We start from the raw sequence: 16358 nt of genomic DNA, 5'->3' as shown, positions 1-16358 counted from the left end.
TCGCGACGAAATCGAGGACGGGTCAGGCGCCGCCGCGCCGTCCTGCCTCGTCCGTGTGCGACGCGATGCGGTAGAAGGCGGCAAGCACCAGCAGGAAGACGGCGAGGCCGAGCCACGGCCCCACGCCGCCCAGCGCGTCCGCGGCGAAGGCGAGGGAGGCGCTGCGGCCGCTCAGCGTGTCGGCGGCGGCGAGCAGGACGCCGACGACGCTCTCGCCGACGAGGAAGCCCGAGGCCAGCAGCACCCCGCGCCGGCGTCCCCCCGCTTGCGCCGCCTCGTCCGCCCCGCGCAGACGGCCTGCGGCGAGCCGGCCGACGACACCGCCGAAGGCGATCGTCACGACCACCTCCAGCGGCAGGTACATGCCGATCCCGACGGTGAGCGCCGGAAAGGAGCGGCCGCTGCGGCGCAGACGGGCCTCGAGGGCGACGAGCAGTGCGCCGAGGCCGCCCCCGGTCGCCACCATCGACCAGGGCAGTTCGCCGCGGACGATGCCGCCGGCGATCTGGGTCATGAGCGCCGCCTGCGGCGCCGGCAGGGCGGAGGCCTCGTCCATCCCCTCCCGCGGCAGGGCGCCGACGAAGCCGTAGGCGTTGTAGAGGAGGTCGAGGAGCGGGGCGATCACCAGGGCCCCGACGCCGACGCCGGCCGCCAGCGCCACCTGCTGGCGCCAGGGGGTGGCATCGACGAGCTGGCCGGTCTTGAGATCCTGAAGGTTGTCGTTGGCGATCGAGGCGGTGGTGACGACGATGGCCGAGAGCAGGAGGACGGCGGCGACGACGAAGCGCTCGCCCTCCGGCCCGGCGGCGCGGCCGAGGAGCAGCGGCAGCAGCAGCGCCGCGAGCAGCGTCGTGAGGATCCCGATGCCGGAGATCGGACTGGAGGACGAGCCGAGGAGGCCCGCGAGGTAGCCGCAGGCCGCCGCCATCAGGAAGCCGAAGCCGACGGTGAAGAGGGTGGCGAAGGCCACCAGTGCGAAGCGCATTCCGCCGAGTTCGGCGCCGGTGCTGAAATGGAAGAACAGCCATGCCAGCGGCAGCGCGAGCAGGAGCGAGGCGCCCGCGACCCAGGTGATCGGCAGGTCGCGCTCCTGACGGGGCAGTTGGCGCAGGGCGTGCCCGCCGCCCCGCGCGGCGCCGAAGGCGGAGCGGATGCTGCCGAGGATCGAGCGGCCGAGGGAGGCGACCGTCCAGATCGCGCCGACCGCGATGATGCCCGCGCCGATGAGGCGAACCTTTTCCGACCAGACCGCCCGTGCGGCGGCCTCCGCGCCCTCGGTGCCGGCGCCATCGCCGAAGGCGGTGAGAAGCGGCACCGCGAGGCCCCAGGCCAGGGCCACGCCGGCGAGCAGGGCGAGGCAGGCACCGAGCCCGACGAGATAGCCGACGCCGACGAGGGCGGGGGAGAACCCGGTCGCGAAGCGTAACAGGGCCGGTCCCGCGGCGAGGGTGGTGTGCAGGCCGTCGGCGAGGAGGCGGAAACCGGTGGTGGCGAGCCCGATCAGCCCGCCCGCCCCCGCCGCACCGAGCAGGATGCGCAGGCCGCCCCGGTCGCCCGCCTCGCCCGCATGCAGCACCTCGGCGGCGGCGGTCCCCTCGGGATAGGGAAGCCCGGCGCCCATCACGAGCGCGCGCCGCAGGGGGATCGAGTAGACCAGGCCGATCAGGCCGCCGACGAGGCAGACCGCGGTGGTCTGCCAGAAGGGGAACCCGTGCCAGTGGCCGATCAGGACGAGGCCCGGCAGGACCAGGATGACGTTGCACAGGGTGCCCGCCGCCGACCCCTGCGTCTGGACGATGTTGTTCTCGAGGATGCCGGAACCGCCGAACAGGCGCAGCAGACCCATCGAGAGCATGGCCGCGGGGATCGAGGTCGAGAAGGTCACCCCCGTCTTCAGGCCCATATAGAGGTTCGCGGTCATGAACACGACCGTGATCACCGCCCCCAGCAGGAGCCCGCGCAGGGTGATCTCGGCGATATGACGGGAGCCGTCCTGAGCGGCATCGCCGGGCGGTGGGGAGCGGTCGTCGGATCGTGCGTCCACGGGCAGGCATCTCCGGTGCCGCCCCGCGGTTCGGGACATCGACACCGTTCGGGAACCCGACGGCCCCCTCGTCTGATCCCCCGTCGCGCCGACGCCGCGGCCAAGCCTGGTCCGTGGCGGGTCGGCGCGGACCTGCGGGGCGAGCCCGCATCGAGGAGAGACCAAGAGATGAGCCGACCGGTGCGCCACGAGATCCCGCCGCGCTCGGGGACCGCCTTCACCCTCGATCGCGGCCAGCGGCTGACGGTGATCGATCCCCAGGGCGAGCAGGTGGCCGACCTCGTCGCCTTCCGCCGAGACGACCTCGACGAAGTCATCTCCTCGGGTCGCACCATCGACTACGCCTCGCGCATCTTCCTAACGACGGGCGACCCGATCTATTCCAACCGCTCCAACGTGCTCCTGCGCATCGTCGAGGACACGGTGGGCCGCCACGACTTCCTGCTCACCCCCTGCTCGGCCGACACGTTCCGGATCATCTACGGCGACGAGCATCCCCACCGGGGCTGCTTCGGCAATCTCGCCGCGGCGCTGGCGCCCTACGGGATCGCGCCCGACCGCATCCCTGTCGCCTTCAACGTGTTCATGCACGTCACCGTCGACGGGCAGAGCGGCGAGATCGCGGTGCGGCCGCCGCTGAGCCGGGCCGGCGACCGGGTGAGCTTCGTGGCGGAGACCGATCTGGTCGTCGGCCTCACGGCCTGCTCGGCGCTCCAATCGAACAACTTCTCCTTCAAGCCGATCCACTACGAGATCGAGTCTTGATCGGCACCTGGAAGATGTTTCCGGGAGCCGACTGAACTCTGCGCCACGATGCCGCGGCTGATCAAGACAATCCGCAGATAAGCGCGGCGGCGAAAGCCGGCGTTATCCCCAGGCTCCGAGGAACAATGGTCGGGAGCCGAGGTTCCCCGCGCAGTTCACCTTCTTCCAGGACCGGCGGACCGCGCGTCGGCCGGCTTCCCTCTCACGCTCTTCATCGAACCGGGCCCGCAGGTCCGGTCGCGACGTTCGCTTGCCCGCTTCGCACGAGGTGTCATGCTTCTGCCCACCGACGACACCGGTCATCCGCTCGCCGAGCGCTTCCGGCACTTCATCCGCCAACAGCCCTTCCCCTGCGTCGGCGCCAAATCCGCCCTGTCCCGCGGCCAGCTCAAGGTCCTCGTCGCCCGCGACGTGACCTCGGACGCCGACGACGCGCGGATCTACCCGGCGCTCCTGGCCTTCATCTGCCGCTACCGCGCGCGCCGCGACCAGTTCCAGAGCTTCGCCGTGGTCTTCGAGAAGGCCCCCCATCTCACCGAGGAGGCGTTCGAGGCCGCCCTCTGGGGACGGATGCAGTCCCTGTCCGACCGCGACAGCGGTCTCGGCCATGCCCAGGACTCACGGGTCTCGTCGGATCCGGACGATCCGCATTTCTCGATGAGCCTGGGCGGCGAAGGCTTCTTCATCGTCGGGCTGCATCCCGGCGCCAGCCGCAAGGCGCGCCGCTTCGACCACCCGGTGCTGGTGTTCAACCTTCACGACCAGTTCGAGCGCCTGCGGGCCGAGGGGCGCTACGAACGGCTGCGCGACTCGATCGTCGAGCGGGACGCCGCCTGGGCCGGCTCGGTCAATCCGATGCTCGCCCAGCACGGCGAGCGCTCCGCCGCCCGGCAGTTCAGCGGGCGGGCGGTGCCGGACGATTGGGTCTGCCCCTACCGGCGGCGGGAGGGCGCGACGCAGTGGGATGCGCAGCAGGTCGCCGCCGACCTGCGCTCGGGCGCCTTCGTTGCCGGACAGATGGAAGGCTGAGCGATGACCACGGCCGATGGTCCGACCCACCCTGCCCTGCCGGCCGGGACGGGCGCGCGCGACAAGGGTAGCGAGGAGGGCCGCGAGGAGGCGCTCGTCGCCTTCGTCCGTGCGGTGCGCGAGAGCGGCTACCGCTTCACCACGGTGACGCCCGCCACCCATGCCCGGGTCAATGCCCGGCCCGAGAACGCCGTCGCGCGATCCCTGCGCGACGCGCTGGGCTGGAGCCGACCGTTCCGCGAGGATCTCATCCCGGCGGAGCTGACCGCCCTGATGCAGGAGGCGGGTGTGCTCGATCGGGCGGAAGGCCCCCTCATGAAGGCGCGGGTGCGCCTGTCGAGCCTCGACGGCGAGTTGTTCCTGCACGCGGCCTATCCCCCGCTCGCGGCGGATTCCGTGTTCTTCGGCCCCGACACCATGCGTTTCGCGGACGCCGTCCTCGCCCATCTCGAGGAGCGGGCGCGCGACGGACGGCCGGCGCCGCGGCGGGCCGCCGATATCGGCTGCGGTTCGGGCGCGGCGGGCATCGTCGTCGCGAAACGGGTGCCGGAGGCCGAGGTCGTCCTCGTCGACATCAATCCCGCTGCCCTGCGCACCGCACGCATCAATGCCCGGCTCGCGGGCGTGGAGAACGTGCATCCGGTCCAGAGCGACATGCTGGGCGGGGTGGAGGGTTCGTTCGACCTCATCGTCTCGAACCCGCCCTTCATGGTGGATGCCGGCGGCCGGGCCTATCGGCATGGCGGCGGGCCGCTCGGCGCCGGATTGTCGCTGCGCGTGGTCGAGGCGGCGACCGAACGGCTGGCGCCGGGGGGCACCCTCGTCCTGTTCACCGGCTCCGCCATCGTCGAAGGACGCGACGGCTTCCGGGACGAGGCGGGCGCGCTCTGCGCGCGGGCCGGACTCGACTGGTCGTACCGGGAGTTCGACCCCGATGCCTATGGCGAGGAACTCGACGATCCGGGCTACGCGGCGGCCGAGCGCATCGCCCTCGTCGTCCTCACGGCGACGCGCCCGGCGGGCGCCCGATGAGCGCGGTGGCGGGAGGGGCGGACGAGCGGGCCGAGTTCCTGCGGGACGCCCTGGCCGGTCTCTCGGGCGATCCCAAGACGTTGCCCGGAAAATACCTTTGGGACGAGACCGGCTCCGACCTGTTCGATCGGATCTGCGCCCATCCCGACTACTATCCGACGAAGCGCGAGATGGCGCTCCTGCCCCGCGTCGCGGCCGAGGTCGCGGCGCTCGTCGGTCCGGGGGTCAGCGTGGTGGAGTTCGGCAGCGGCGCGAGTCGGAAGATCCGCACGCTCCTCGATGCTCTGGAGGCGCCCGCCCGCTACCTCGCCCTCGACATCTCCGGCGCCTATCTCGAAGCGGCGATCCGGCGGCTCGCACCGGACTATCCGGGGGTGGCGATGGCGCCCGTCGTCGCCGACTACTCGAAGCCGGTTCGCCTGCCGCCGGGGGCGGCCGCCCCCCCGATCCTCGGCTTCTTCCCCGGCACCAGCATCGGCAACTTCACGCCGGATCAGGCCGGCGGCTTTCTCGCCCGCGCGCGCGAGACGCTGGGGCCGAGCCAGTTTCTGGTCGGCGCCGACCCGACCCGCGACCCGGCGCGCCTGCGCCGCGCCTACGGGGAGTCCGGCGGCCTGATGGCGGCCCTGCATCTCAACTTCATCGACCGGATGAACCGGGACCTCGGCAGCGATTTCGACCGGGAGGGTTTCCGCCACGAGGTGCGGCTCGCCGACGACCCGTTCCGGGTCGAGGCGCATCTCGTGGCGACCCGGCCCGGCTCCTACCGGCTCGGCGACCGGACCATCCGCTTTGCGGCGGGCGAGAGCATCCGCACCGACACCTCCCACAAATACCCGCCCGACGCCTTCCGCGCGCTCGCGACGGCGCAGGGCTGGGACCCGGTCCGCCTCTGGGTCGATGACGACAGCGGCTTCAGCCTGCACCTGTTCCGGACGGGATAGGCCGGTGGCGCTCGTTCGCCCCCGGCGTCTCGCGTTGCACCGACGCCGCGCCCGGACCGTGGATCGCCGCAGCGCAAAATTTGGGACGCTCAGTCAATTCAGCCAAGCCGTCTGCGGTTAGCCTGATGGGCAAACGAGCCAAACGGCACCGTGACGAATGACCATGGTTGGAAGAGAACTCATCCAGTACGGCCGTCCCCTGCGCGGACGGCACGAGGCTTGGATCTATCGGCGCTCGACGCGTCTCGTGCCGATCCTGCTTCGTGCGAAGGCGAGGACCGGACGGCCGGGTGTGGGGATCGTGCGGCCCGGCGACAACGACAACACGGCCGGACAGGCGACGCCGAACAGGGACGAGCGGCGTGGCTGGGAGCCGTCGCTCGCCGTGAAGTGAGGCTTCCCGGTCGTCGCCCCCTGAACGCTCGGGCCCGCCGTAATCAGCGCGGCGTTCGGCGCGCTTTCGCCCAGGATGCGAACAGGTAGCCGACGCCGCTCAGTCCCAAGATCCCGGCGATGATGCCGAGCCAGATCAACCCGCCTTCCATGCCGCCCTCCGCTCATGCCTGGAGGGAGAACGTGAGGATAGGCTGGGGTTTCATTTTCTCGTCGAACCGGCGATCGATCCGGCGCGCCCTCGCGAAAGCCATCGCGGGGCAAGGCCGTTCGCGGCGAGCGACGGGGTGCGCGGTACGGCCCATCTGCACCTGGGAAGCTCGACAGCCACGCAGGATGAGGCTTGGCCCTGGCGTCCGACGAACGCGCAGGTCGGGGCCGGTACTCTCGATCGCGTAGCGACGCTCTCAAGGGCGATCGACATCCGCTGCATCAGCCGTCCTGCATTGCGGCGCCATCCTGCTCTCGCTGGGGGCTCGGATGACGGCGCAAACGTGTGGTATGCCGCATCGTTTGTGGGTGAAACGCGATGCTCGTCACCGGGGCTCTCAAGAAGAATCTGTTCGATGCCGGCGTGGAGTGTCATTTAACTGAAAATGCATCCCACATCAGCGATGGTTTCTCCTTCGAACCGCCGTGCGGCATCAAATTGATGGAGCTGCATCATGAGTGCTCCATCGGCAGCTTCAGCTATGGCGTCAGCGGGTTCTACAGCCACACGGACATAGGCCGGTACTGTTCGCTCGGTGAAAGCATCCAGTGCGGTCGCGGCGCACATCCCTCGGCGTGGATGAGCACCAGCCCGTTCTTCTATTGCGGCACGGATAGGATGTTCTACGTCGGAGACGGGTTTACCGGCGCTTCTGATTTTGCGACCTATCAATCGTCCCATCCCGAGCACCCCGCGGACCGGAATGGCCGCACGATCCCCAATTTCCTGAAGAAAACCATCATCGGAAACGATGTCTGGATCGGCCACGGTGCCTTCATCGGCCAGGGGGTGACCATCGGAGATGGTGCGGTCGTCGCCGGCTACTCGGTCGTGACGAAAGATGTTCCCCCATACGCGATCGTTGGCGGGAATCCGGCTCAGATCATTCGCTATCGCTTCAACCCGGAGCAGATCGGGCGACTTCTCGATCTTCGCTGGTGGCGTTTCGCGGCGTGGGATTTGAAGGGTATCGACTACCCTCGCATCGATCGAGCGATCGAGCAGCTGACCGATGTCGTGCGCGACGCGTCGCCGTACACACCCGGGTTCATGTCGATCCGGGACTTGGAGCCGCCTCCGCCGGTCGATGTCGAGCCCGCGAAGCACCGCAAAGCCCCGCCGAGTCTCGCCAAGCGGCTCTTCCGGATCTGGTGAGGGCTCCGCCACCCCGCTGCATGGCTGCGCACGCGCGGCAAACGCTTTCGTACAGTCGAGCCGGTGCGCACCGGTGTTCGACGTTCCACACCCAGAGCTCCGCACCGTGTGGTGGGCGGTGAGGGACTCGAACCCCCGACCCTCTCCGTGTAAAGGAGACGCTCTACCAACTGAGCTAACCGCCCGATCCGGCGCCGCGCAGCGTTACGGAAGCGAACGCGGCTGCGCAAGGCCGGCCCCGCGCCCACCCCTCCCCCGACCATGAAAAAAGCCCCCGGAGCAGGCTCCGGGGGCTTCGATCGTCAGGCAGGTCGCCGGATCAGTGGGCGATGACCGCCGCGCCGTCCTCGTCCCGCTTCGGCGTCTTGGCGGGGAGCGGCTCGTCCCACTCGATGGGCTCGGGCTGGCGCACGAGGGCGTGCTGCAGCACCTGGTCCATCCGGGAGACGGGCACGATCTCCAGGCCGCTCTTCACGCTGTCGGGCACCTCGGCGATGTCCTTGGCGTTCTCCTCCGGGATCAGCACCGTCTTGATGCCGCCGCGGAGCGCCGCGAGCAGCTTCTCCTTCAGGCCGCCGATCGGCAGGACACGACCGCGGAGCGTCACCTCGCCGGTCATCGCCACGTCGCGGCGCACCGGGATGCCGGTGAGCGTCGAGATGATGGCGGTGGCCATGGCGATGCCGGCCGACGGACCGTCCTTCGGGGTCGCCCCCTCCGGCACGTGGACGTGGATGTCCCGACGCTCGAACAGCGGCGGCTCGATGCCGAAGTCGATGGCCCGCGAGCGGACGTAGCTCGCCGCCGCCGAGATCGACTCCTTCATCACGTCGCGCAGGTTGCCCGTGACCGTCATCTTGCCCTTGCCGGGCATCATGACGCCCTCGATGGTCAGCAACTCGCCGCCCACCTCGGTCCAGGCCAGACCCGTGACCACGCCGACCTGGTCGTCCGCGTCGATCTCGCCGTAGCGGAACTTCGGCGGACCGAGGAATTCCGGCAGCGTCTCGGGATTGGCCTCGACCTGCTTCACCTTGGTGATCAGGATCTCCTTCACCGCCTTGCGGATCAGGTTGGAGATCTCGCGCTCCAGGTTACGCACGCCCGCCTCTCGCGTGTAGCGGCGGATGAGCATCATCAGGCCGTCGTCGGTGATCGACCACTCGTCGGTCCCGAGCCCGTGCTTCTTGACGGCCTCGGGGATCAGGTGGCGGCGGGCGATCTCCAGCTTCTCCTCTTCGGTATAGCCGGCGATGCGGATCACCTCCATGCGGTCCATGAGCGGGCCGGGGATGTTGAGCGTGTTCGCGGTCGTCACGAACATCACGTTCGACAGGTCGTAATCGACCTCGAGGTAATGGTCGTTGAAGGTCGCGTTCTGCTCGGGGTCCAGCACCTCGAGGAGCGCCGCGGACGGATCGCCGCGGAAATCCATGCCCATCTTGTCGATCTCGTCGAGCAGGATGAGCGGGTTCGAGGTCTTGGCCTTGCGCATCGACTGGACGATCTTGCCGGGCATCGAGCCGATATAGGTCCGACGGTGACCGCGGATCTCGGCCTCGTCCCGCACGCCGCCGAGCGACATCCGGACGAATTCGCGGCCCGTGGCCTTGGCGATCGACTTGCCGAGCGAGGTCTTGCCGACGCCGGGCGGGCCGACGAGGCAGAGGATCGGGCCGGTGAGCTTGTTCGCCCGCTGCTGCACGGCGAGGTACTCGACGATCCGGTCCTTGACCTTGTCGAGGCCGAAGTGATCCGAGTCGAGGATCTGTTGCGCCCCGAGCAGGTCCTTCTTGATCTTCGAGCGCTTGCCCCACGGGATGCCGAGCATCCAGTCGAGGTAGTTGCGCACGACCGTGGCCTCGGCCGACATCGGCGACATCTGACGCAGCTTCTTCAGCTCGGCGGTGGCCTTCTCGCGGGCCTCCTTCGTCAGCTTGGTCTTCTCGATCTTCTCCTCGAGCTCGGCCAGCTCGTCGCGGCCGTCCTCGCTGTCGCCCAGCTCCTTCTGGATCGCCTTCATCTGCTCGTTGAGGTAGTACTCGCGCTGGGTCTTCTCCATCTGCCGCTTGACGCGGGTCCGGATGCGCTTCTCCACCTGCAGAACGGAGATCTCGCTCTCCATCAGCGACAGCACGCGCTCCAGGCGCTGCGCCACCGTGGGGATTTCCAGGATCGCCTGCTTGTCGGCGATCTTGACCGCGAGGTGCGAGCCCACCGTGTCGGCGAGCTTGGACGGCTCGTCGATCTGCGTGACGGCGGAGACGACCTCGGGCGAGATCTTCTTGTTGAGCTTCACGTAGTTCTCGAACTCGGAGATCACCGAGCGGGCGAGCGCCTCGGCCTCGACGCGGTCGCCGAGGTCGTCGTCGAGCGTGAGCGCGCGGGCCTCGTAATACTCGTCGGAGCGGACGAAGGACTCGATCTGCGCGCGGCCGGCGCCCTCGACCAGCACCTTCACGGTGCCGTCGGGCAGCTTAAGGAGCTGGAGCACCGAGGCGAGCGTGCCGATCGTGTAGATGGCGTCGGTGGCCGGATCGTCGTCGCTGGCGTTGATCTGGGTCGCGAGCAGGATGTGCCGGTCCGAGCGCACCGCCTCCTCAAGCGCGCGGATCGACTTCTCGCGGCCCACGAAGAGGGGCACGATCATGTGCGGAAACACGACGATGTCGCGCAGCGGCAGGACGGCGTAGGAGCCCGTCGAACCGGGAACGACCGGCTGGCGCGATTTCGACTGGGTCATGGGTTCTTCCCTTATGTGTTGACGCCGGGCATTCGCTCCTCGTTGGAGAGCAAGCATCCTGCCAGGTGCCGACCGGGCCGCGAAGGGTCGGAAGCGGAGAATCAGTTTGCGGCTGGTGGCGCAGGCCCGACCTTTCGGGGGAGTGAAGCGTAGGGCCCTGCGTTGAGCCTGAGGTGGTCGTTGCGGGGGGTGCTTTCAAGCGCGCATGCCCCCCGGAACGAAAAAGGGCCGCCGGCTCAAAACCGGGCGGCCCTCGATGTTCGCCGATCAGGCGCTGACGCTGGCCGGAGCGTCCTTGTTGCGGTCGCCGTGGATGAAGAGCGGCCGCGATTTGCCCTCGACCACCTCCGGGCCGATGACCACCTGCTCGACCGAGTCGAGGCCCGGCAGGTCGTACATCGTGTCGAGGAGGATGGTCTCCAGGATCGACCGCAGGCCGCGGGCGCCGGTCTTGCGCTCGATCGCCTTGCGGGCGACGAGGCTGAGCGCCTCGTCCTGGAAGGTCAGCTCGACGTTCTCCATCTCGAACAGCCGCTGGTACTGCTTGACGAGCGCGTTCTTCGGCTCCTGCAGGATCTTCTTGAGGGCCTCCTCGTCGAGATCCTCAAGCGTCGCCAGAACCGGCAGACGGCCGACGAATTCCGGGATCAGGCCGAACTTCAGCAGATCCTCGGGCTCGACGCTGCGGAAGATCTCACCCGTGCGGCGGTCGTCCGGAGCCTGGACGCTGGCGCCGAAGCCGATCGAGGTGCCCTTGCCGCGCTGGGAGATGATGCGCTCCAGACCCGCGAAGGCGCCGCCGCAGATGAACAGGATGTTCGTCGTGTCGACCTGCAGGAACTCCTGCTGCGGGTGCTTGCGGCCGCCCTGCGGAGGCACGGAGGCGACGGTGCCCTCCATGATCTTCAGGAGCGCCTGCTGCACGCCCTCGCCCGAGACGTCGCGGGTGATCGAGGGATTGTCCGACTTGCGGGAGATCTTGTCGATCTCGTCGATGTAGACGATGCCGCGCTGCGCCCGCTCGACGTTGTAGTCGGAAGCCTGAAGCAGCTTGAGGATGATGTTCTCGACGTCCTCACCGACGTAGCCGGCCTCGGTCAGCGTCGTGGCGTCCGCCATGGTGAAGGGCACGTCGAGGATGCGGGCCAGCGTCTGCGCGAGCAGCGTCTTGCCCGAGCCGGTCGGCCCGATCAGCATGATGTTGGACTTGGCGAGCTCGACGTCGTTGTGCTTCGTCGCGTGGGCGAGCCGCTTGTAATGGTTGTGCACGGCCACCGAGAGAACCTTCTTGGCGAAGTCCTGCCCGATGACGTAGTCGTCGAGGACGCGCCGGATCTCCTTCGGGGTCGGCACCCCGTCGCGCGACTTCACCAGCGAGGACTTCGATTCCTCGCGGATGATGTCCATGCACAGCTCGACGCACTCGTCGCAGATGAACACCGTCGGGCCCGCGATCAGCTTGCGGACCTCGTGCTGGCTCTTGCCGCAGAACGAGCAGTACAGCGTGCTCTTCGAGTCGTTGCCGCCTGTCTTGCTCATATCGGTCTCCGGTTCGCGGGCGCGGCCCCAGCCAGGAGGGCACGCGCGTCGATCATACGATGTAAGCGCATCCGCCTAAAGAAACAGTCACACAGGGCGGATGCGTCGGGATTGAGGCGCTCGAATCCCGATGCAATCATGCAGCCGGCTCGGGATCAACTGGCCTGCGAGCCGGGACGGGCGCCCAAAAGACGCATGACCCGACATGGTCGGATAGCGTGCCCCGGGCGCCGCAGGTTCCCGCTCAGGCGGCGGCCGGCTCGGGCCGCTTGTGCAGGATGTCGTCGATCAGGCCGAACTCCTTGGCCGCCTCGGCGGTCATGAAGTTGTCGCGCTCGAGCGCCTGATGGATCGTCTCGTAGTCGCGGCCGGTATGCTTCACGTAGATCTCGTTCAGGCGCTTCTTCAGCGCCTCGATCTCGCGGGCATGGATCAGGATGTCGGTGGCCTGGCCCTGGAAGCCGCCGGAGGGCTGGTGGACCATGATCCGGGCGTTCGGCAGGGCGAAGCGGTGGCCGGCCTCGCCCGCGGCGAGCAGCAGCGAGCCCATCGACGCGGCCTGGCCGACGCAGAGCGTCGTGACCGGGCAGCGGATGAACTGCATCGTGTCGTAGATCGACAGGCCCGAGGTCACCACGCCGCCGGGCGAGTTGATGTAGAAGGAGATTTCCTTCTTCGGGTTCTCGGCCTCCAGGAACAGGAGCTGAGCGACGATCAGCGACGCGCCCTGGTCCTCGACGGGGCCGGTGAGGAAGATGATCCGCTCGCGCAGGAGCCGGGAATAGATGTCGAAGGCGCGCTCGCCGCGGCTCGACTGCTCGACCACCATGGGCACGAGCGAGTTGTGGAAGTAATCGACCGGATCTCTCATATCAGCCCTCGGCTCCGGGGTCCGGACCCGAGCGAATCGCTCGGGCGCCGGTTGGTTACAGCGAACATGACGGCCGTTAACGCCGCCTGATCAGATCGCCGCCCGCCCGCGGAGCCGGGGGAGAGTGGCGATCAGCCGGCAGCCTTCTCCGCCGCCGCCTCGTTCTCGGACTCGCTCGGCTTCTCGTCCGTCGCGGCCCCGCCGGTCATAGCGTCGGCCTCGTCGTCTTCGGCGAAGAGCGCCTCCTTGGAGACGGGTTCCTCGACGACCTGGACCTGACCGAGGACATGGTCGACGACCTTCTCCTCGAACAGCGGCGCGCGAAGCTCGGCGAGCGCCTGCGGATTGTTGCGGTAGAAGTCGTAGACCTGCTTCTCCTGACCCGGGAACTGCCGGATCCGAGCGAACAGGGCCTGGTTGACCTCATCGTCCGAGACCTTGATATCGGCGGTCTCGCCGACTTGCGCAAGCACCAGCCCGAGGCGGACGCGCCGCTCGGCGATCTTGCGGTACTCCGCCTGAGACGCCTCCTCGGTGGTGCCCTCGTCCTCGAAGGTCTTGCCGCGGTTCTTCAGGTCCTGCTCGACCTGCGCCCACACGGCGGCGAACTCCTGGTGGACGAGGCTCGGGGGCAGATCGAAGGCGTACTTGCCGTCGAGGGCGTCGAGCAGCTCCTTCTTGAGCTTGCGCCGGGACTGCGCCTCGTAGTCGGCGCCGACGGCCTTGGAGACGGCCTCCTTCAGCTTCTCCAGGTCGTCCATGCCGAAGCGCTTGGCGAGCTCGTCGTCGATCTTGGTCTCGCCGGGGGCGGCGACCGCCTTCACGGTGACGTCGAACTCGGCATCCTGACCGGCGAGCTGCTCGGCCTGGTAGTCGGCCGGGAACGCGACCTTCACGAGGCGGGTGTCGCCGACCTTGGCGCCGACGAGCTGGTCCTCGAAGCCGGGGATGAAGGTGTTCGAGCCGAGCTCCAGATCGACGTCCTCGCCCTTGCCGCCCTCGAACTCGGTGCCGTCGATGCGGCCGACGAAGTCGATGGTGACGCGGTCGCCGGACTGCGCCTCGGCGCCCTCCTCGCGCGGCTCGAAGGAGCGGCTGTCCTTGGCCATGCGCTCCAGCGTCTCGTTGATCTCCTCGTCGGAGGGCTTGAGCACGAGCTTCTTGATCGACACGTCCGAGAGGTCGGCGAGCTCGAAGCTCGGCAGCACCTCGAGCTTCACCTTGAATGCGAGGTCACCCTTGGCGTCGAGGGCGCGCTCGATGATCGTCTGCTCCTCGTCCTTCGGGAACTCGATCTGCGGCTCGAGCGCGAGGCGCAGGCCCTTGTCGGCGACGATCTGCTGGTTGGCCTCGTTGACGGCGTTCTGCAGCACGTCGGCCATCACCGACTTGCCGTAGACCTTGCGCAGATGGGCGACCGGTACCTTACCGGGGCGGAAGCCCTTGATCTGAACCTTGCCCTTGATGTTCGAGAGCTCGGTGTTGAGGCGATCCTCAAGCTCGGTCGCGGGGAGGAGCACCTGAAACTCGCGCTTCAGCCCCTCGGAGGTCGTCTCGGTCACCTGCATCGTCGTTCGTCCGCTGTTTTCTAAAAACCGCAATCTCGTCTTCGCGTGCCGCCGCGCCATGGAGGGTCTCGGCGGGAACCGATTCGGTCCCTGCGCCGACCCCGTACGGACTTGGTGCGGGCGGAGGGGCTCGAACCCCCACGTCTTGCGACACTGGAACCTAAATCCAGCGCGTCTACCAGTTCCGCCACGCCCGCGAGCGCCATCGACACGAGCCCGGGGACCGGGCCGTCGAAGCCGGCGTCTATAGCACGGGCACCCGAAGCCGCAGCAAAAAACTTCGGAAAGGATTTGCGCGGTGGCGGCCCGGGCGGCGCCTGTCTACAACGCCTGCCCGATCCCGTGACGACGCGAGGCGCGATGCGAAAGCCCGACCCGATGGCCCAGCCCGAGCCGGGATCGTTCTCGCGGCGCAGCCTGCTCGCCGGCAGCGCCGCCCTCGCCCTGCTGCCGCTCCCCGCCGCGGCGCAGGTCATCCCCGAAAAATCCCCCGCCGAGAAGACCCCCGCCGACAGGGCCGCCGCCCCGGAGCCGAAGCCCCTCAAGGCCGCGCCGGCCACGCTCCGCCTGAAGCCGGAGCCCGCCCCCGAGACCGCGGTGTGGCGCCTCGGCGAGGCGGCGGCGCCGATCCTGCGGATCAAGCTCGGCGAGGCCGTGCGGCTTCGGGTCGAGAACGGGACCGACAAGCTGCTCTCCCTGCACTGGCACGGGGTGCGCAACGCCAACGCCATGGACGGCGTCGGCGGCGTCACCCAGGCACCGATCAAGCCGGGCGACAGCTTCGTCTACGGCTTCACGCCGCCGGATGCCGGCACGTTCCTGATCCGCCCGCTCGTGGTCGGCGGGTCGAGCGAACCCTCGGGCCGCGGCATCGCCGGCCTGCTGATCGTGGAGGAGCCCGCCCCGCCCCCGGTCGACGGCGACCTCGCCCTGCTGCTGCAGGATTGGCGGCTCGACGAGGCGGGCGCGCTCCAGCCGTTCGGGCAGGTCGCCTTCGCCGCCGCGGCGGGACGGCTGGGAAGCGTCGTCACGCTCAACGGGACGCCGATCCCGCTCGGCCTGGAGGCCCGCCCCGGCAGCCGCCTGCGCCTGCGGCTGGCCAATGCCTGCAACGCGCGCGGCCTGCGCATCCGCTTCGACGGACTGAAAGCCTATGTCGCGGCGGTGGACGGGCAGCCGACCGACACCTTCGAGCCGCTGAAGGCGACGCTCCCGCTCGCGCCGGGCACGCGCTACGACCTGCTCGTCGACCTCCCCGCACAGGCCGGGCCGGCCGGCGCGATCACCGCGCTGATCGGACAGGGCCTGCCGCTCGCGACCCTGACCGCGACCGGCGAGCCGGTGGCGCAGGCCGGCCGCGCGGCGATCGGCTCGCTGCCCGAGAACAAGCGCCTGCCCGCCGAGATCCGCCTGCAGAGCGCGCTGCGCCGGGACCTCGTGCTGACGGGCGGGGTGCGGCCCGACAAGACCAAGCCCGGCGCCGAGACACCCTACCAGGGCGATCCCGCCAAGGTCTGGCAGGTCAACGGCGCGAGCGGGGCGGCGGGGGCGGCTCCCCTGTTCTCGGTCAAGCGCGGGGGGGTCGTGGTTCTGGCGATCCGCAACGACACCGGCTTCATCCAGAGCCTGCACCTGCACGGCCACGTCTTCCGCCTGCTGCACCAGCTCGACGACGGCTGGGAACCCTACTGGCTCGACACCGTGCAGATCCCCGAGGGACGCAGCGCCCAGATCGCCTTCGTGGCCGACAATCCCGGCCGCTGGCTCCTGAGCGCGACCGTGCTGGAGCGGTTCGACACCGGGCTGTGGACGAGCTTCGAGGTGACGTGAGCGCGATGCACGGCCGGGCCGGTTGATTCCTTCGGTGCCGCTTCCCGTCATTCCGGGGCGCCGACAAGCGAACCCGGAATCCACGACCGGCCTCGCAAGTTTGTTTCATCCGCGCATCATGGGTGGATCCCGGGTTCCGCTGCGCGGCCCCGGGATGACGGGGTTGGGGCAGAACCGAACCCATCATACGGTTTCCGGTTGATCACCTCGGTCAGAGCAGGGCCTGTCCCCTCC

General features: G+C 69.0%; 12 protein-coding genes and 2 tRNA genes. 7 read left to right on the top strand and 7 right to left on the bottom strand.

From position 1 onward, the window contains the following. Positions 1 to 22 precede the first annotated feature (22 nt). The gene (locus MFF42_RS04735) at positions 23 to 2044 is read right to left on the bottom strand and encodes an OPT family oligopeptide transporter (protein WP_238254728.1); all 2022 of its coding nucleotides are present in this window, start codon (positions 2042 to 2044) and stop codon (positions 23 to 25) included. Between the two features lie 168 nt (positions 2045 to 2212). On the opposite strand from MFF42_RS04735, the gene MFF42_RS04730 reads away from it, so the two are divergent. From MFF42_RS04730 to MFF42_RS26335, 6 genes are all read left to right on the top strand, one after another. Next, entirely contained in the window at positions 2213 to 2809 is a 597-nt protein-coding gene (locus tag MFF42_RS04730) for a DUF1989 domain-containing protein (protein ID WP_238254727.1), read from the top strand. A 273-nt stretch (positions 2810 to 3082) separates the two neighbouring features. Then, entirely contained in the window at positions 3083 to 3838 is a 756-nt protein-coding gene (gene gntA, locus MFF42_RS04725; RefSeq protein ID WP_238254726.1) for a guanitoxin biosynthesis heme-dependent pre-guanitoxin N-hydroxylase GntA, read from the top strand. Positions 3839 to 3841: 3 nt separating this feature from the next. Continuing rightward, positions 3842 to 4870, top strand: coding sequence for a class I SAM-dependent methyltransferase (locus tag MFF42_RS04720; protein WP_238254725.1), 1029 nt, complete (start codon positions 3842 to 3844; stop codon positions 4868 to 4870). Beyond that, positions 4867 to 5814 (top strand): L-histidine N(alpha)-methyltransferase, encoded by a 948-nt coding sequence (gene egtD, locus MFF42_RS04715; protein ID WP_238254724.1) that lies wholly within the window; start codon positions 4867 to 4869, stop codon positions 5812 to 5814. The genes MFF42_RS04720 and egtD overlap by 4 nt, the downstream gene beginning before the upstream one ends. Before the next feature lie 163 nt (positions 5815 to 5977). Further along, positions 5978 to 6208, top strand: a complete 231-nt coding sequence (locus MFF42_RS04710) for a hypothetical protein (protein WP_238254723.1) — start codon at positions 5978 to 5980, stop codon at positions 6206 to 6208. Positions 6209 to 6736: 528 nt separating this feature from the next. Further along, positions 6737 to 7573, top strand: coding sequence for a CatB-related O-acetyltransferase (locus MFF42_RS26335; RefSeq protein WP_283206852.1), 837 nt, complete (start codon positions 6737 to 6739; stop codon positions 7571 to 7573). 109 nt (positions 7574 to 7682) lie between these two features. Here MFF42_RS26335 and MFF42_RS04700 read toward each other — a convergent pair. The 6 genes from MFF42_RS04700 to MFF42_RS04675 all read right to left on the bottom strand — a co-directional run bounded on the left by MFF42_RS04700 (position 7683) and on the right by MFF42_RS04675 (position 14491). Further along, a tRNA-Val gene (locus MFF42_RS04700) sits at positions 7683 to 7758 on the bottom strand. 134 nt (positions 7759 to 7892) lie between these two features. After that, positions 7893 to 10316, bottom strand: coding sequence for an endopeptidase La (gene lon / locus MFF42_RS04695; RefSeq protein WP_238254722.1), 2424 nt, complete (start codon positions 10314 to 10316; stop codon positions 7893 to 7895). Between the two features lie 267 nt (positions 10317 to 10583). Next, the gene (clpX, locus tag MFF42_RS04690; protein ID WP_017485729.1) at positions 10584 to 11855 is read right to left on the bottom strand and encodes an ATP-dependent Clp protease ATP-binding subunit ClpX; all 1272 of its coding nucleotides are present in this window, start codon (positions 11853 to 11855) and stop codon (positions 10584 to 10586) included. A 244-nt stretch (positions 11856 to 12099) separates the two neighbouring features. Further along, positions 12100 to 12726: an ATP-dependent Clp protease proteolytic subunit gene (locus tag MFF42_RS04685; protein ID WP_238254721.1), complete on the bottom strand. Its 627-nt coding sequence runs from the start codon at positions 12724 to 12726 to the stop codon at positions 12100 to 12102. Positions 12727 to 12857: 131 nt separating this feature from the next. Further along, entirely contained in the window at positions 12858 to 14294 is a 1437-nt protein-coding gene (tig, locus tag MFF42_RS04680) for a trigger factor (RefSeq protein WP_238254720.1), read from the bottom strand. Between the two features lie 112 nt (positions 14295 to 14406). Further along, a tRNA-Leu gene (locus MFF42_RS04675) sits at positions 14407 to 14491 on the bottom strand. A gap of 163 nt (positions 14492 to 14654) precedes the next feature. Between MFF42_RS04675 and MFF42_RS04670 the strand changes: the two genes are divergently transcribed. Next, positions 14655 to 16124 (top strand): multicopper oxidase family protein, encoded by a 1470-nt coding sequence (locus MFF42_RS04670; protein ID WP_238254719.1) that lies wholly within the window; start codon positions 14655 to 14657, stop codon positions 16122 to 16124. Positions 16125 to 16358 lie beyond the last annotated feature (234 nt).

The organism is Methylorubrum podarium, from assembly GCF_022179745.1.
Taxonomy (GTDB): domain Bacteria; phylum Pseudomonadota; class Alphaproteobacteria; order Rhizobiales; family Beijerinckiaceae; genus Methylobacterium; species Methylobacterium podarium.
This window is presented reverse-complemented; position numbering and strand designations above follow the sequence as displayed.

Excerpts from the sequence above, each read along its gene's own strand:
- MFF42_RS04730 (WP_238254727.1), top strand. The coding sequence starts at position 2,213 with ATGAGCCGACCGGTGCGCCACGAGATCCCGCCGCGCTCGGGGACCGCC.
- gntA (WP_238254726.1), top strand. The coding sequence starts at position 3,083 with ATGCTTCTGCCCACCGACGACACCGGTCATCCGCTCGCCGAGCGCTTC.
- MFF42_RS04720 (WP_238254725.1), top strand. The coding sequence starts at position 3,842 with ATGACCACGGCCGATGGTCCGACCCACCCTGCCCTGCCGGCCGGGACG.
- egtD (WP_238254724.1), top strand. The coding sequence starts at position 4,867 with ATGAGCGCGGTGGCGGGAGGGGCGGACGAGCGGGCCGAGTTCCTGCGG.
- MFF42_RS04710 (WP_238254723.1), top strand. The coding sequence starts at position 5,978 with ATGGTTGGAAGAGAACTCATCCAGTACGGCCGTCCCCTGCGCGGACGG.
- MFF42_RS26335 (WP_283206852.1), top strand. The coding sequence starts at position 6,737 with ATGCTCGTCACCGGGGCTCTCAAGAAGAATCTGTTCGATGCCGGCGTG.
- lon (WP_238254722.1), bottom strand. The coding sequence starts at position 10,316 with ATGACCCAGTCGAAATCGCGCCAGCCGGTCGTTCCCGGTTCGACGGGC.
- clpX (WP_017485729.1), bottom strand. The coding sequence starts at position 11,855 with ATGAGCAAGACAGGCGGCAACGACTCGAAGAGCACGCTGTACTGCTCG.
- MFF42_RS04685 (WP_238254721.1), bottom strand. The coding sequence starts at position 12,726 with ATGAGAGATCCGGTCGATTACTTCCACAACTCGCTCGTGCCCATGGTG.
- tig (WP_238254720.1), bottom strand. The coding sequence starts at position 14,294 with ATGCAGGTGACCGAGACGACCTCCGAGGGGCTGAAGCGCGAGTTTCAG.
- MFF42_RS04670 (WP_238254719.1), top strand. The coding sequence starts at position 14,655 with ATGCGAAAGCCCGACCCGATGGCCCAGCCCGAGCCGGGATCGTTCTCG.